Below are 13,845 nucleotides of genomic sequence, written 5' to 3' on the forward strand. Positions count from 1 at the left end.
GGGATTGAGTGGAATAGACTCAACTTTAGGATTGTTGGACTAATCAGATAGGAAATTCTTGAGGAGGTCCAAGTGAACACCAAGCTCACTACTAAATCGCAGGAAGCGGTAACCGCTGCGTTGCAGGCTGCCTCGGCAGCAGGTAATCCGCAGGTGGAACCGCTGCACCTGCTCAATGTTTTATTGGAAGATGAGGGCGGGATTGCCCTGGCCCTGTTGGAGGCAGCGGGCGCGGATCGCAAGCAGATCGGCGCGCACGTGCGGAAAGCCCTGGTGGCATTGCCGTCCTCGTCAGGTTCTTCGGTTAGTGAACCATCCACTTCCAGGGCGCTGCTGAATGTGATTACCCAGGCCAGCGAGAGCGCTGGGGCCATGGGGGATGAGTACGTCTCTACTGAGCATTTGCTGCAGGCTCTGGCGAAAGTTCCCTCGGCGGCAGCCGAGGCGCTAAAAGCTGGCGGGGCTACGTCCGAAGCTCTCGAAGCGGCTATGCCCAAGATTCGGCAGAACGGCCCCGTTACCTCGCCGAATCCGGAGGGCACCTTCGAGGCTCTGAAAAAGTACGGGCGCGACCTGACCCAGGTTGCTAAGGATGGCAAACTCGACCCGGTCATTGGCAGAGACAGTGAAATCCGACGCGTGGTACAGGTTCTTTCTAGGCGCACCAAGAACAACCCGGTGTTGATCGGTGAACCCGGCGTTGGCAAGACTGCGGTAGTGGAGGGGCTAGCCCAGCGAATCGTCGCGGGCGACGTGCCGGAATCTCTTCGCGACAAGCGCCTGATTAGCCTGGACATTTCGGCAATGCTGGCGGGGGCAAAGTACCGCGGCGAATTTGAGGAACGCTTCAAGGCAGTGTTGGCTGAAGTGAAGTCTGCTGACGGGCAGATCATTACCTTCATCGACGAGTTGCACACGGTGGTAGGCGCCGGGGCCGGTTCGGAAGGTGCGATGGACGCGGGCAACATGCTCAAGCCGATGCTGGCCCGCGGGGAACTTCGCCTGGTGGGCGCTACTACGCTCGACGAATACCGCGAAAACATTGAAAAGGATCCGGCTTTGGAACGCCGGTTCCAGCAGGTTTTCGTGGGGGAGCCCTCGGTTGAGGACACCGTGGCAATACTGCGCGGCATCGCTCCTAAGTACGAAGCTCACCACAAGATCACCATTTCGGATGGCGCCCTGGTTGCTGCTGCCCGCCTGTCCGACCGCTACATTACCGGCAGGCAGTTGCCGGATAAGGCGATCGACCTGATCGACGAGGCGGCTTCTAGACTGCGCATGGAGCTGGACTCTTCGCCAGAAGAGATCGACCAGCTCACCCGCGAGGTGGACCGGTTGCGCATGGAGGAGTCCTACCTGACTGATTCGGACGAGGCAGACGACGCTGCTAGCGCGGAACGGCTGGCTAAGCTGCGCGAAGAGCTGGCCAACAAGACCGAGGAATTGCGCGGACTCACTGCCAGATGGGAGGCCGAAAAGGCCGAGCACAACAAGGTCGGCGATCTGAGGGTAAAACTCGACGAGTTGCGCACCCAGTTGAACGTGGCCATGCGCGATGGGCGTTGGGAAGAAGCCGGCCGCCTGCAAAATGGCGACATCCCCCAGGTGGAACGGCAGATCGCCGCCGCCGAGGAGGATGAAGAGACCCCGCTCGAACCCATGATTGCCGAAAAGGTGGGGCCCAGCGAGGTTGCCGAGGTAGTCGAAGCGTGGACCGGCATTCCCACTGGCAAACTGCTAGAGGGCGAACAGGACAAGCTGTTGCACATGGAAGACGTCATTGGCGAACGCCTAATAGGCCAGAAGAAGGCTGTTCAGGTGGTGGCCGATGCGGTGCGGCGCTCGCGGGCAGGGGTGTCTGACCCTGACCGGCCGACTGGTTCCTTCATGTTCCTGGGGCCGACTGGTGTGGGTAAGACCGAATTGGCAAAGTCCTTGGCGGACTTCCTGTTTGACGACGAGCATGCGCTGGTGCGTATCGACATGTCCGAGTATTCCGAGAAGCACTCGGTTTCGCGTCTGGTCGGTGCTCCTCCGGGATACGTCGGTTACGACGAGGGCGGCCAGCTCACCGAGGCGATTCGGCGTCGCCCCTACTCAGTGGTATTGCTGGACGAGGTCGAGAAGGCTCACCCCGAGATCTTCAACATTTTGTTGCAGGTCCTAGACGATGGCCGGCTTACTGATGGGCAGGGGCGCACGGTTGATTTCCGCAACACCATTTTGGTGCTGACTTCGAACTTGGGTTCGCAGTTCTTGGTGGATCCAACCATGGACACCGAGGAGCAGCACAACTCGGTAATGTCTACGGTCCGGAGTGCGTTCAAGCCGGAATTCCTGAACAGGTTGGACGAAGTAGTAATCTTCGACGCCCTTGATGAGGACGAATTGGGCCAGATTGTCACTTTGCAGGTGGCCTCCATGGCGGCCCGTCTGAAGGACCGCAGGATCAAGCTTGAGGTGGATGAATCGGCCCGACAGTACCTGGCAAGGGAAGGGTATGATCCGGCGTACGGTGCCCGCCCTCTGCGGCGACTGGTACAGCGGGAAATTGGCGATCCACTAGCGAAAATGCTGCTTGCTGGAAAGGTTAAGGAGGGCGAAACCGTCACCGTTACGGCAACGGATTCGAAGCTTAATCTTGGCGTGGCATAATTGACCGGCGCTTGGCGCGGAGTGATCCCAGTTTTGGGATCGCTCCGCGCTGTCGCATAACAATTTGTAAAGCAAAAATTAAATTTACAGTAATGTGCTCGGAACGGGCTAAACTAAGGTAGAAGAGGTCAGAGGGGAGATTGTGATGCCTGCGCGAAAGAAAGAGCGGGGACCTTATGCTGGCGGCCTAGCTCGGCGGCAGAAAATCCTAGATACAACGGTTGCGCTCCTTGGCGAGGTGGGATATTACGGTCTTTCCATGAGGGATATCGCTCGTCGAGTCGGCATCTCTCACCCCGGCGTCATCTACCATTTCCCCACTAAAGAAGCGCTGCTGGCGGCGGTTATCGAACGCTACGAAAGCCAGTTCGGCGTAACACTCGACAGTGTCGAGCACTTGGAGGCACACGAGGTCGTTCGCCTTTTCTTAGCTCTTACCGGTATTCACGTACACGACCCGGCTCTGGCTCAGATGGACTGTGTAATCGAGGTGGAGGCTGCTTCTACCGGTCATCCGGCCCGGGAACATTACCAGTACAACATGACTCGCATCGCGAAGGCGTTGACCAGGGCATACAAGGCATTTGAAGAGCACGGCCTATTCAAGGTGAATACTTCTGCCGCGGATCTGGCCCAGCAGCACCTGGCACTGTGGCGGGGGCTGCGCATCATGTGGCTATACGATCACAGCGTGGACGTGCAGGGTGCGCTTCGCGGCGAAATTGTGAAGGCCTTCGACATACTGAGCCCGCATCACGCTTCGCTCGCAAAATACTTGGAGCTCGACACTCCGCAGGCAATGTTGCAGATACAGCGGGTTACGGGCATGACCCTTCGGGACTTCCTAGACATTGGGCTGCTGGATGTTTCCCCCGACAATCTGTCTGATATGGGCGTTGGCCACCTGCAGATCGGACTGGTTTACCGCATTCTTAACGCGGATGTGCTCACGGTTCAAGACATTGCTGACAGCTATTACGCCCACGAGGTTCCCAAGCGAGTCGTGGACAAGATTATTGCCTCCGACATCGTCACCGATCGGGACCTGGTCCTAGCGAAGGGCTGGGATGACAGCGAAGAACAGGATCGGGAAGAAGCGATCCGGCAGCTGTTTGCACCTGTACAGCAAGAAGAAGACCCACAGGGGAAATAGATGCACTCCATGCCTCGGCAATTGCAGCAATCGTTAGATGAAACCGACCGACTGCTGCAGGAACCGTGGCAGCTGGTAGTGGTAAAAAGAGGCAAGGCGGTAGGGTGGACGCCCGGCATCCACCAGTCCTTCCCGCTCGCCTCAGTAACCAAATTGCTCGCGTCGTGGGCATACTTGGTAGCGCTCGAAGCGGGAAAGATATCGCTTTCAGATCCGCTAGGGCCAAAGGGGGCAACCCTCGAGCACGTCTTCTCGCACGCTTCCGGGTTGGCCATGGATTCAGATAAGGTGCTCTCTCCGGTTGGCACCCGGCGCATCTACTCGAACCGGAACATCGAAATCTTGGGCCAGGCAGTCTGCCAGAGCGTGGGAGCTGAAAACGCGGGGCAGTGGATCAAGCAGGCGGTACTGGAGCCGCTGCAAATGACCGAAACATCCGTGCCCGGATCGCCGGCGTATTCGGGAATATCAACCACTAATGACCTGACGCTGTTCCTGCGGGAACTGATGGAGCCCACCCTGATCAGCAAAGAAACCGCTGCAAATGCGATGCGCCCTCATTTTGATGGACTCAGCGGGGTGCTGCCCGGCTATGGCAGGCAAGACAACAACCTGTGGGGGCTAGGATTTGAAATCCGGGGGCAGAAATCGCCGCACTGGACCGCGCCCTCAGCCTCTCAAAAAGTGTGTGGGCACTTCGGGCAATCCGGGTCGTTCCTATGGGTGGACCCGCAGCTGCAACTGGGGGCCGCCTTCATTGGAGCCAAGCCGTTTGGGAAGCAACATGTGCAGGCTTGGCCGGGCCTAAATGAGGCGATCCTGGCAGCCTACGCCGATTAGTCGAATAGGGTCTGCCACGCTGGTCCTTGAGCGCGGGCCTCGAAGCACATGCGGATCTGCGCGGGCGTGTTCTTGGAATCAGAGACCTGTGGCAGCTCATCCAGGCTGAAGTAACCGGACTTTGTAGTTTCGATGTTTGACTCGAAGCTGCCGCCCTCGTTGTGGCAAAGGAAAAATAGCTTCCACACCGAATAGGCAAACAGGGGTTGGTTGTGCTTGTTGCGATCTTGCACCGCCACCAGCTTGTAGGGGCGCACGCGCAGCCCCGCTTCCTCGGCTGCCTCTTTTGCCGTGTTCGAGGCCGGGGACTGCAAGATGTCAGCCCAGCCTCCCGGAAGGGACCACTGGCCGTCATTCTCACGCACCAAAAGGATCTTGTCATCCCTAAATATTGCCGCGCGTGTATCCACCTTCGGAGTCTGATAGCCCGATTCGTTGCAGAACAGCTCTCGTGCCTTCTGCGTGGGAATATCTGCCTGGTGAGCCACCATTTCGGCGGCTATTTCCCGCAGCTCTTGGTAGCGTGCGCGATCGAAGTTGTTATCCGTGTATGCCAAACCCGTTTGGGCTAAAGACTGAATGCGCATAGCCCACGAGAGCCAGCGTTCCACCTGCTGCACTGTTCCTCCTACAGGTCGAAGTCAACAATTACGGGCACGTGGTCAGAGGCGCCTTTGCCCTTGCGCTCTTCGCGGTCGATCTGCACGTTAGTGACCGCTTTATCGAGGGCGGCGGTGGCGTACATCCAGTCGATGCGCATGCCCTCGTTCTTGGGGAAGCGCAGTCGCCGGTAGTCCCAGTAGGTGTAGCCTTCCGCCCGGTCCCGGGTCACCTCTACCATCCCGAGGTCGGAAAAAGCGGCGAATGCTTCGCGTTCCGGAGCGGACACGTGCGTGGAGTCTTTGAAGACCTCCATGTCCCACACGTCCTTGTCTTCGGGGGCCACGTTCCAATCGCCCATTAGGGCCAGCCTATCCTGCCCCGACTCCAGCTGCGCGCTGGCAAAGTCTTTCAATCTAGCCAGCCAGTCCAGTTTGTACTGGTAGTGGGGGTCGTCCAAGGCTCGTCCGTGAGGCACGTACAGGGAGCCGATGCGTACCCCGGCGCAGGTGGCGAATATTGCCCGCGGTTCTACCTTGTCTTTGAAAGTAGGACAGTTCGGAAAAGACACCTGGACGTCCTGCGGTTCGCTGCGCGAGAGGATCGCCACCCCGTTCCACTGGCTGATGCCGGCAGCGCAAGAGTAGTAGCCGACCTCGGCAAAAGCGTCCGCGGGAAAGACCTCTTCCTTGCACTTGGTTTCTTGGATGGCAAGCACGTCCGCTTCGGAGCGATCCAAAAATGCCAGGACGCGGTCTAGTCGGGCTCTAATAGAGTTCACATTCCAGGTTGCAATACGCATACTTCTAAGCTATCGCACGGCCGGGCGCGCCAAGCCTGTAAAGTAGAGGCATGTCTAACGATCCGCAGCACAACAAACTTGCCGAACTAGTACGTGAACTGGCCGTTATTCGCGGGGAAGTTACCCTTGCCTCCGGCCTCAAATCTGATTTTTACGTGGACATGCGCAGAGCAACTTTGCACCACGAAGCAGCCCCTCTGATCGGGCACGTCATGCTGGACATGCTGGAAGAAGCCGGCATTTCCCCAGAAGATATTGACGCCGTTGGCGGACTCACTATGGGAGCCGACCCGGTTGCCACCGCGATCATGCACGCAGCCGCTTCCAGGGGCCTAGACGTGGACGCCTTCGTAGTGCGCAAGGCCGCCAAGGACCACGGCATGAAGCGCCGCATCGAAGGGCCGGACATTGCTGGCCGCAACGTGGTGGTGCTCGAAGATACCTCTACCACCGGCGGCTCCCCGCTGGAAGCCGCAAAAGCTGTTTCCGAGGCCGGCGCCAATATCCTGGCCGTCGCCGTTGTAGTAGACCGCGACACGGGTGCCAAGGAAAAGATCGAAGCGGCCGGGTACAAGTACCTGCACGCCCTCTCGCTTTCGGATTTGGAGCTGGACTAAGTGGCAACAGCCCTAATCACCGGTGCCTCTTCGGGCATCGGTGAAGAGTTTGCCCGCCAACTAGCTGAACGTGGACACGACCTGGTGCTAGTGGCGCGCAACGAAACTAAATTGCGGCAGGTGGCGGCCGCCCTCGACTGGGTAAATGTCGAGGTGCTGCCCGCGGACCTGTCGAAAGCGGCAGACACGGATCGGGTCGCAGCCCGGCTCTCTCAGTCGGAGCGGCCCATCTCGCTGCTGGTAAACAACGCCGGCTTCGGCTTGGGGCAAGTGTTCGTCGAGGGCGACACGCAGCGCGAACTAGACGCGTTGAACGTGATGGTGCGTGCGGTCATGGTGTTATCCCAGGCTGCAGCGCGCGCTATGAAGGCGCGCCACCACGGCGCCATAGTCAACATTTCCTCGGTGGCTTCCTGGACGGCAGGGGGCACCTACGCTGCCCACAAGACCTGGGTGAACGTCTTCTCGGAAGCACTTGCCAGTGAACTGAAGGGGAGCGGGGTCACGGTCACCTCCGTGCGGCCGGGCACCACCGCCACCGAATTCTTTGACAAGATCGGTTTCGACTTCGCCTCTCTGCCAACGATTGCTCGGATCAGCCCACAACAGGTCGTAGCCGAAGCTATGCGTGGGGTTAGCGCAGGAAAGGTCGAGGTCGTACCTTCCTTTACGTACAAGGTGGTCGACGCCCTCACCCACATCAGCCCCCGCCCCCTAATCAGGCTCATCACCGGACGATCCAGCTGGAGGATCAGATAGTGGCAGAAGAACGTATTGATTCCCGCGAGGTCGGGGTAGGCCCTTACCCCGGAGGGAAGAAGGCATGGCCGGACGATCCGCGATTGGATCCGACCCTGCTCGAATATGGTGACCGGCGAAACGTCTCAGATAAATACCGGTATTGGAAGCTGGATGCCATTGTTGCTGATCTGGATCAGTCGCGATCCTCGCTTGAAGTGGCCATCGAGAACCTGGACCACGATTTCAACATCGGCTCCATTGTGCGCAGCGCCAACGCCTTCAATGCCCAAGCGGTGCACATCGTTGGCAAGAAGCGTTGGAACCGGCGCGGAGCAATGGTCACCGACCGGTACCTGCACGTAGACAACCTGGCCACGCCAGAAGAATTTGTTAGCCGGATGCAAGAACGCGGCAAACTAATCATCGGCATTGACAATGTTCCCGGCTCCACCCCAATCGAAGAGGTGGAACTACCGCGTGAGTGCGTGCTAGTTTTCGGCTCCGAATCAGAAGGACTAAGCGAGCCGATGCGAGCCTCTTGCAGCGCAATTCACCACATCACCCAGTACGGTTCCACCCGCTCCATAAACGTGGGTGCTGCCGCCGCGGTCGCAATGTGGGCATGGGCCAGAGTGCACCTTAGCCGCCCTACCGGTTAGCTACAGGCGAATATTGGGCTAAATTGGGACTTTGGCACTCGGAAAAAAATGTGAAACAGGGTAAATTTATCCCTGTAGCGATCCTCTAGTTAAAAGGAGATACCTGTGGCAATCGCAACCCCAGAGGTCTACGCCGAAATGCTGGACCGGGCAAAGGAACAGAAGTTCGCGTACCCGGCAATCAACGTAACCTCTTCCCAGACCCTAACTGCTGCCCTGCGTGGATTCGAGGAAGCCGAATCTGACGGCATCATCCAGGTTTCCGTAGGTGGTGCCGAATACTTCTCTGGTTCTACCAAGAAGGATCGCGTTGCCGGCTCGCTGGCAATGGTTGCTTACGCCCGTGAGGTCGCCAAGAACTACAACGTCACCGTTGCGCTGCACACCGACCACTGCGCCAAGCAGAACATCGACTCTTGGGTACGTCCGCTGCTAGAGCTGGAGGCCGAAGAGGTCAAGGCTGGCCGCGATCCGTTCTTCCAGTCGCACATGTGGGACGGCTCCTCCGTTCCGCTCGACGAGAACCTGAAGATTGGCCAGGAGCTGCTGGAGCTGTCCCAGAAGGCCAACACCATCCTGGAAGTTGAAATCGGCGTTGTCGGCGGCGAAGAAGACGGCATCAAGGGCGAAATTAACGAGAAGCTGTACACCACCACCGAAGATGGCATCAAGACCGTCGAGGCTCTTGGCCTAGGTGAAAAGGGCCGTTACATGACTGCTCTTACCTTCGGTAACGTTCACGGCGCATACAAGCCCGGCTTCGTGAAGCTGCGTCCGGAAATCCTGGGCACCATCCAGGAAGAGGTCGGCGCCAAGTTCAACGCTGGCGATCGTCCATTCGACCTAGTAATGCACGGCGGCTCCGGCTCCACTGCCGAAGAAATCGCCACCGCTGTAAAGAACGGCGTCATCAAGATGAACGTCGACACCGACACCCAGTACGCCTTCACCCGTCCGGTTGCTGCCTGGATGATGGAGAACTACTCCGGCGTCCTGAAGATCGACGGCGAGGTAGGCGTCAAGAAGCAGTACGATCCCCGTTCTTGGGGCAAGGCTGCTGAAGCTGGCATGGCTGCACGCGTTGTCGAGGCCTGTGAACGACTCGGCTCCAAGGGCACCAAGATGAAGTAAATCCTGCGCGGATTTGTGGGGCTGGCGCCAAAGAGCGCCGGCCCCATTTTCGTTGGAGAAAAATCATGAGGGTTGTACTTGCACCAGATTCATTTAAGGAATGCCTGAGCGCCGCCAAGGTGGCCGCCGCAATGGAGTGGGGAGTCCGCGAAGTGGCACCCGAGGCAGATTGCACTTTGGTTCCCATGGCAGACGGAGGCGAAGGCACGGCCTCGGCAGTTGTTGCAGCGTTGGGTGGATACTGGCAGGAATTGCAGGTGCACGGCCCAATGGGCACTTCCGTAGGTGCTCGTTTTGGCAAAGTCGGGCAGGCGGGAGTCTTTGAGGTGGCGTCTGCTGTGGGATTGGGCCTGGTAGCCCCTGCTAGGCGGGACATTTGGTCGGCCTCTTCCAGAGGGGCAGGGCAGACACTGCGAGCGATGGCATCGATGGGCATACATCGAGCACTGATTGGCCTGGGCGGATCTGCTACAAACGATGGCGGGATCGGACTCCTGGCAGGGCTGGGAGCACAATTCTTTGATCAGAACGGACATGCCGTAGAGCCGCTAGTAAAGAATATTCCGCAAATTACGCAGCTGGCCCTGGAACCTGCTCTGCAGACTGTGGCGGCAATGGAACTTACCGTAGCTAGCGACGTAACTAACCCGCTATGCGGCCGCGAGGGCGCTTCCGCGATTTTCGGCCCGCAAAAAGGGGCCACCCAATCTGACATCGAAGACTTGGATCGCACTCTGGCGTATTGGGGAAGGCTGCTGGAACAGGTTACCGGCAAAGAACTGATTGATCTTCCCGGGGCAGGGGCAGCAGGGGGCATGGGGGTTGCCCTCCTTGCTCTGGGTGCCCAGCTACGACCCGGAGTGCAGGCGGTCGGAGAAGCCGTGGGCCTGCCGGAAAAAATCCGGGGAGCAGACCTGGTCTTTACTGGCGAGGGCAAGATTGACGGGCAAACTCGTTACGGGAAAACCCCATATGGGGTAGCGCAGATGGCTGCAGAACAGCACGTGCCAACCATCGCGGTGGCGGGCAGGGTTGGGTCCGACGCGGAGGAACTGGTGCCGCACCCGTTTGCAGCGGTTGTGCCTACCCTGTTTGCCCCAATGTCGCTTGAGGAAGCAAAGAAGAGTGCCGCCAAAAACATTGCGAGCACCGTCGCGAATTGTCTGCGCCTAAAGCTGCTGTAGATACGCCTCGATTTGTGCCCGGCTGGGGGAGGTGGCAGGGCCTGCTTTGGTGACGGTCAGTGCGCCGGCCACATTCGCGCGCCTTACTGCCTGAACCGTGTCCAGGCCAGCTAACAGGGAAGAACAAAAGACTCCCGCGTGGGCGTCTCCGGCCCCATTGGAGTCGACGGGACTTACCACGGGCGTTGCCACGTGCTTGGGTGGATCCGAGGACGGCCAATAGATAGTGGTGCCCGCGGCTCCAGCCCGAGCCAGCACGGTTACGTGGAATTGTCTAGCGAGGGCGGCTCCAGCCATAGCCGTGGAGTATTCGAGCAACGCTAATTCGCGTTCGTTCACGCTGACTACACTGCACAGGCCAAGCACCTTATCGAGGGCGGCAATGTCGCCTACCACGGGACTGACATCTAATACGATCTGCTTGGCCTTGACCGTGGGCAACCACTGCAATAGTGCCGCGCTGTTTTGGGGGTGAACGAAGGAATACCCGGAAAGATAGATTACGTCTTCGGAAGATAGCGGCACCTGCGCCAGCAGCTGAGCGGTTAGCTGCGCTTCGGCGCCCACCGTAGAGACGAAGGTTCTTTCTGCCTGTGCATCCGTCATGGCAATGCAAAAACCAGTGTCTTGATCGGGAATGGGCGGCAGGGCTAGATGGACGCCCTCGGCCTGCATTGCGCTGCGCACTAGGTCCCCAAAGAAGCCCGTGCCACAGGTCCCGGCATAGACTACCTCGGCGCCGTCGCGAGCTGCCGCTGCCATGACGTTGAAACCGCCGCCAGCTGCAAAGTTGTGTGAATCTACGAAGACGTCCTCGCCTGCCTTAGGTACCCTGGCGAGGGACATTGTGAGGTCTACAATCGCCTGGCCGGTATGGATCAGTCGCGCCATCAGAATCGCCTCCTAGCAAGAGGGGCGTAGCAGGCTGCGGCAAGTACCAAGGTTACTAGCCAAGCCAACCCTGCCTGACCAATCCAGGTGGAATAGGCCGGTCCCGTAAATATGGGCGTCGACCCGTCGGTTACCTGAATGAATAGTGAACCAATTCCGATGGCAAGCAGCCAGGGAAGAAGTGCTGCCCACCTGATCCCGCCGGTGTAAAAGTACTTGCCTCCTGCCGAAAGGTCTAGCAGGTCAGGGCCGCTGTAGCTGTTCCGGAAGCACATGTCCACCAAGAAGATGCCGATCCACGCGGCAATGGGAATCGCCAGCACGGAAATGAAGGCAACAAATGGCCCGTAAAAACCCTGCGCCACAAGCAGAAACAGGATGGATCCTGAAGTGGTAGCGACCACGTCAACTAGCACTGCCCACACGCGGGGAATGCGGATGCCGAGGGTGAGGGTAGTAAGCCCGGCTGAATAAACCGACAGGTGATTAGAGAGCAAAAGGCCGACAATCGAAACCAGTAGGTAGGTAGCTGCCATCGGCTCGGGCAGAGTTTGCCGAATAGCCTCCATCGGGTTGGGGGATGCAAGCACCTGCTGGTTAGAACCGCCAATGAGGGCACCCATGCCGATCATGATGACCAGCGGGATGCCGGCACCCGCGGCGGCAGAAAGTACGAGGGCGCCCCCTGTCACCGAGGGACGCTGGTAGCGGGCCATATCGGCGCCGGAGTTAGCCCAGCCAATGCCCGTCCCAGCGGCAATGATGCCTATTCCCGTGAGCACTTCGGCAAGGCCGGCACCGGGCTTTGTTCCCAGCGCAGAGAAATTCACTCGGACCAATAAAAAGGCTGCCACCAGCAGGTTTAAGGCTCCGAATATCCAAGTCGCCCATTTTTGCACCACCAAGATAGCGGCGTGGCCCAGTCCAGCCGCCGCGACCGTCAGGGCGACAAAACCAACAGCTCCAACCACTGCAATGACAGGTGCCTTTGCCGCCGTGCCGGCAGTGCCAAAGCAGTAGGAGCAGAAAGTCACGAACGCCAGTGCCGCCGTCGCAGTATTGACTGTTTCCCAGCCCAATCGCGAGAGCAGGGAGATGAACGTGGGCCCAATGTTGCCCAGGGTGCCGAACATCGCCCTGGACAATGTGAGCGACGGCGCCCCACCATTCCTGCCAGCTACCGAAATGATGCCCACGACGGCAAAAGAACCCACTGACCCGACGGTGGCCGCAAAGAGAGCCTGCGGAATACTAAGTCCGAGGGCGATCAGCGAAACTCCCAGGGGAAGGCCGAGCACTGAAATATTCGCCGCGAACCACACCCAGAACAATTCCAGCGGGTTGCCGCCACGCTCGCTGGCAGGAACCGGTTCGATGCCTCGCTGCTCGTAGGAAGTAAGACGGCGGCCCATTATTGTTCCCCTTTGCGCAGTGCCAAGAGCTTTTCGGCAGTGCCGGCAAAATCGTGCTCATTGACCTCTTCAACCAGGCCAATCTGCGAGGGCGGAAAACCAGCAGGGCCGTGCAGGGCACCTAAGATGGCCCCGGCTATGGCCCCAATGGTGTCGGTGTCCCCGCCCAGATTCGCCGCCGCGCACAGGGCCGTAAAAGGCTTGTCCGCATACTTGCAGGCCAGCAGTAGAGCGGCAGTAACCGATTCGGGAGACTGCACAGACGTGCCCACTACCTGCTGTAAGAAGGTAGAAAATTCTTCCTCACCCATGGATTGACACAGTGGCCACAGCGCCTTGAAGCGGGCGGGGATTGACGCGCCCGCGACCCAGTTGCCGTAGTCTTTGCTGCCCTCGGCGATCCCCGCAGCTAGCGCCTCGGGCAGGGCCGCCCCCTCCAGGACATTACTGATGGTCACCGCCACCGTCATGGCGGCCGAGATGCCGATCGTAGTGCCGTGAGTGAGTGACGATATCTGGCAGACGGACTCCCGAAGGTGCTGGCCAGGCGGGTAGGCAATGCCCACCGGCGCAATGCGCATCGTAGAACCGTTAGTGGAGCCGTATTTTCCCGCCTCTGTCAGGTCCCCGCCCTCGCGAATCTTATAGAGGGCGGCCTTGGTGGAAGGGCCGAGCAGATCTAGCGAACCTATCGCGATCATGTGGTCTTCCCAATCGAGTAACGCCTGCGCAAAGGCGGGAGCGGAGAGTCCCTGCACTAGCATGTGGGCGACGATGAGCGCCTGATCAGTGTCGTCAGTGACCCGTCCGGCAGGAAGATTCGGTGCGATTGGTTGGTCCGCACTGGCATCCCGAAGGTGCGTAATGCGCCCGTAGGTAGAGATAATCTGCTGCGGCGACAAGGATTGCGTGGGGGCCCCGAGCGCATCCCCTAAAGCTAGGCCTAGCAGGCAACCTTCCGCTTTTTCAATGAGGTCAACAGTCATTATTCCCCTAAGGTTTTTTCTAACCCTAGCGCTTTTAGAAAACACGGGTAAATGAATCTCAAAAGACGCAAAAGTGGTAGCTCAAAATGCGGCAACAGCCAATACAGAACAAATGCGGTTAACGTTTCCTGCCCATTCGGTAACTGCGTTAACCTGGCAGTAGTCAACTTT

At 58.9% G+C, this 13,845-nt stretch carries 13 protein-coding genes; 8 read left to right on the top strand and 5 right to left on the bottom strand.

The window, feature by feature from the left end; genetic code table 11:
• The first annotated feature begins 72 nt into the window (after positions 1-72).
• The 3 genes from clpB to AC1EKG_RS05745 all read left to right on the top strand — a co-directional run bounded on the left by clpB (position 73) and on the right by AC1EKG_RS05745 (position 4,651).
• On the top strand, positions 73-2,658 hold the full coding sequence (clpB, locus tag AC1EKG_RS05735) for an ATP-dependent chaperone ClpB (RefSeq protein WP_004806495.1): 2,586 nt from the start codon (positions 73-75) through the stop codon (positions 2,656-2,658).
• Between the two features lie 145 nt (positions 2,659-2,803).
• Complete coding sequence (locus AC1EKG_RS05740) at positions 2,804-3,811, top strand: TetR/AcrR family transcriptional regulator (RefSeq protein WP_004806493.1); 1,008 nt, start codon at positions 2,804-2,806, stop codon at positions 3,809-3,811.
• A gap of 9 nt (positions 3,812-3,820) precedes the next feature.
• On the top strand, positions 3,821-4,651 hold the full coding sequence (locus AC1EKG_RS05745; protein WP_160309235.1) for a serine hydrolase domain-containing protein: 831 nt from the start codon (positions 3,821-3,823) through the stop codon (positions 4,649-4,651).
• On the opposite strand, the gene AC1EKG_RS05750 is transcribed toward AC1EKG_RS05745, so the two are convergent.
• On the bottom strand, positions 4,648-5,271 hold the full coding sequence (locus tag AC1EKG_RS05750) for an NUDIX hydrolase N-terminal domain-containing protein (protein WP_004806489.1): 624 nt from the start codon (positions 5,269-5,271) through the stop codon (positions 4,648-4,650). The genes AC1EKG_RS05745 and AC1EKG_RS05750 overlap by 4 nt on opposite strands.
• A gap of 8 nt (positions 5,272-5,279) precedes the next feature.
• Entirely contained in the window at positions 5,280-6,053 is a 774-nt protein-coding gene (locus tag AC1EKG_RS05755; RefSeq protein ID WP_004806486.1) for an exodeoxyribonuclease III, read from the bottom strand.
• A gap of 50 nt (positions 6,054-6,103) precedes the next feature.
• Between AC1EKG_RS05755 and pyrE the strand changes: the two genes are divergently transcribed.
• The 5 genes from pyrE (at position 6,104) to AC1EKG_RS05780 (ending at position 10,385) form a co-directional block, all read left to right on the top strand.
• Positions 6,104-6,670 carry an orotate phosphoribosyltransferase gene (gene pyrE / locus AC1EKG_RS05760; RefSeq protein ID WP_004806484.1) on the top strand — a complete coding sequence of 189 codons (567 nt, stop codon included), beginning with the start codon at positions 6,104-6,106 and terminating at the stop codon, positions 6,668-6,670.
• Positions 6,671-7,429 (top strand): SDR family NAD(P)-dependent oxidoreductase, encoded by a 759-nt coding sequence (locus AC1EKG_RS05765; RefSeq protein ID WP_004806482.1) that lies wholly within the window; start codon positions 6,671-6,673, stop codon positions 7,427-7,429.
• Positions 7,429-8,070, top strand: a complete 642-nt coding sequence (locus tag AC1EKG_RS05770; protein WP_004806480.1) for a TrmH family RNA methyltransferase — start codon at positions 7,429-7,431, stop codon at positions 8,068-8,070. Before AC1EKG_RS05765 ends, AC1EKG_RS05770 begins: the two co-directional genes overlap by 1 nt.
• A 105-nt stretch (positions 8,071-8,175) precedes the next feature.
• Entirely contained in the window at positions 8,176-9,201 is a 1,026-nt protein-coding gene (gene fbaA / locus AC1EKG_RS05775) for a class II fructose-bisphosphate aldolase (RefSeq protein WP_004806479.1), read from the top strand.
• 65 nt (positions 9,202-9,266) lie between these two features.
• A complete protein-coding gene (locus tag AC1EKG_RS05780; RefSeq protein WP_004806477.1) occupies positions 9,267-10,385 on the top strand; it encodes a glycerate kinase in 1,119 nt (372 codons plus the stop codon).
• Here AC1EKG_RS05780 and AC1EKG_RS05785 read toward each other — a convergent pair.
• Genes AC1EKG_RS05785 through AC1EKG_RS05795 form a run of 3 tightly spaced genes read right to left on the bottom strand, consistent with a single transcriptional unit; the run spans position 10,371 to position 13,674 of the window.
• The gene (locus AC1EKG_RS05785; protein WP_004806474.1) at positions 10,371-11,276 is read right to left on the bottom strand and encodes a PfkB family carbohydrate kinase; all 906 of its coding nucleotides are present in this window, start codon (positions 11,274-11,276) and stop codon (positions 10,371-10,373) included. The genes AC1EKG_RS05780 and AC1EKG_RS05785 overlap by 15 nt on opposite strands.
• Positions 11,276-12,688: a purine-cytosine permease family protein gene (locus AC1EKG_RS05790; RefSeq protein WP_048707687.1), complete on the bottom strand. Its 1,413-nt coding sequence runs from the start codon at positions 12,686-12,688 to the stop codon at positions 11,276-11,278. Before AC1EKG_RS05790 ends, AC1EKG_RS05785 begins: the two co-directional genes overlap by 1 nt.
• Entirely contained in the window at positions 12,688-13,674 is a 987-nt protein-coding gene (locus AC1EKG_RS05795) for an ADP-ribosylglycohydrolase family protein (protein WP_004806469.1), read from the bottom strand. The genes AC1EKG_RS05790 and AC1EKG_RS05795 overlap by 1 nt, the downstream gene beginning before the upstream one ends.
• Positions 13,675-13,845 lie beyond the last annotated feature (171 nt).

It is taken from the genome of Winkia sp. C0117E2, from assembly GCF_056590455.1.

Bases quoted from the DNA above. Each gene is read 5' to 3' on its own strand.
- AC1EKG_RS05740 (WP_004806493.1), top strand. From the start codon at position 2,804: ATGCCTGCGCGAAAGAAAGAGCGGGGACCTTATGCTGGCGGCCTAGCT.
- AC1EKG_RS05745 (WP_160309235.1), top strand. From the start codon at position 3,821: ATGCCTCGGCAATTGCAGCAATCGTTAGATGAAACCGACCGACTGCTG.
- AC1EKG_RS05755 (WP_004806486.1), bottom strand. From the start codon at position 6,053: ATGCGTATTGCAACCTGGAATGTGAACTCTATTAGAGCCCGACTAGAC.
- pyrE (WP_004806484.1), top strand. From the start codon at position 6,104: ATGTCTAACGATCCGCAGCACAACAAACTTGCCGAACTAGTACGTGAA.
- AC1EKG_RS05780 (WP_004806477.1), top strand. From the start codon at position 9,267: ATGAGGGTTGTACTTGCACCAGATTCATTTAAGGAATGCCTGAGCGCC.
- AC1EKG_RS05785 (WP_004806474.1), bottom strand. From the start codon at position 11,276: ATGGCGCGACTGATCCATACCGGCCAGGCGATTGTAGACCTCACAATG.
- AC1EKG_RS05790 (WP_048707687.1), bottom strand. From the start codon at position 12,688: ATGGGCCGCCGTCTTACTTCCTACGAGCAGCGAGGCATCGAACCGGTT.
- AC1EKG_RS05795 (WP_004806469.1), bottom strand. From the start codon at position 13,674: ATGACTGTTGACCTCATTGAAAAAGCGGAAGGTTGCCTGCTAGGCCTA.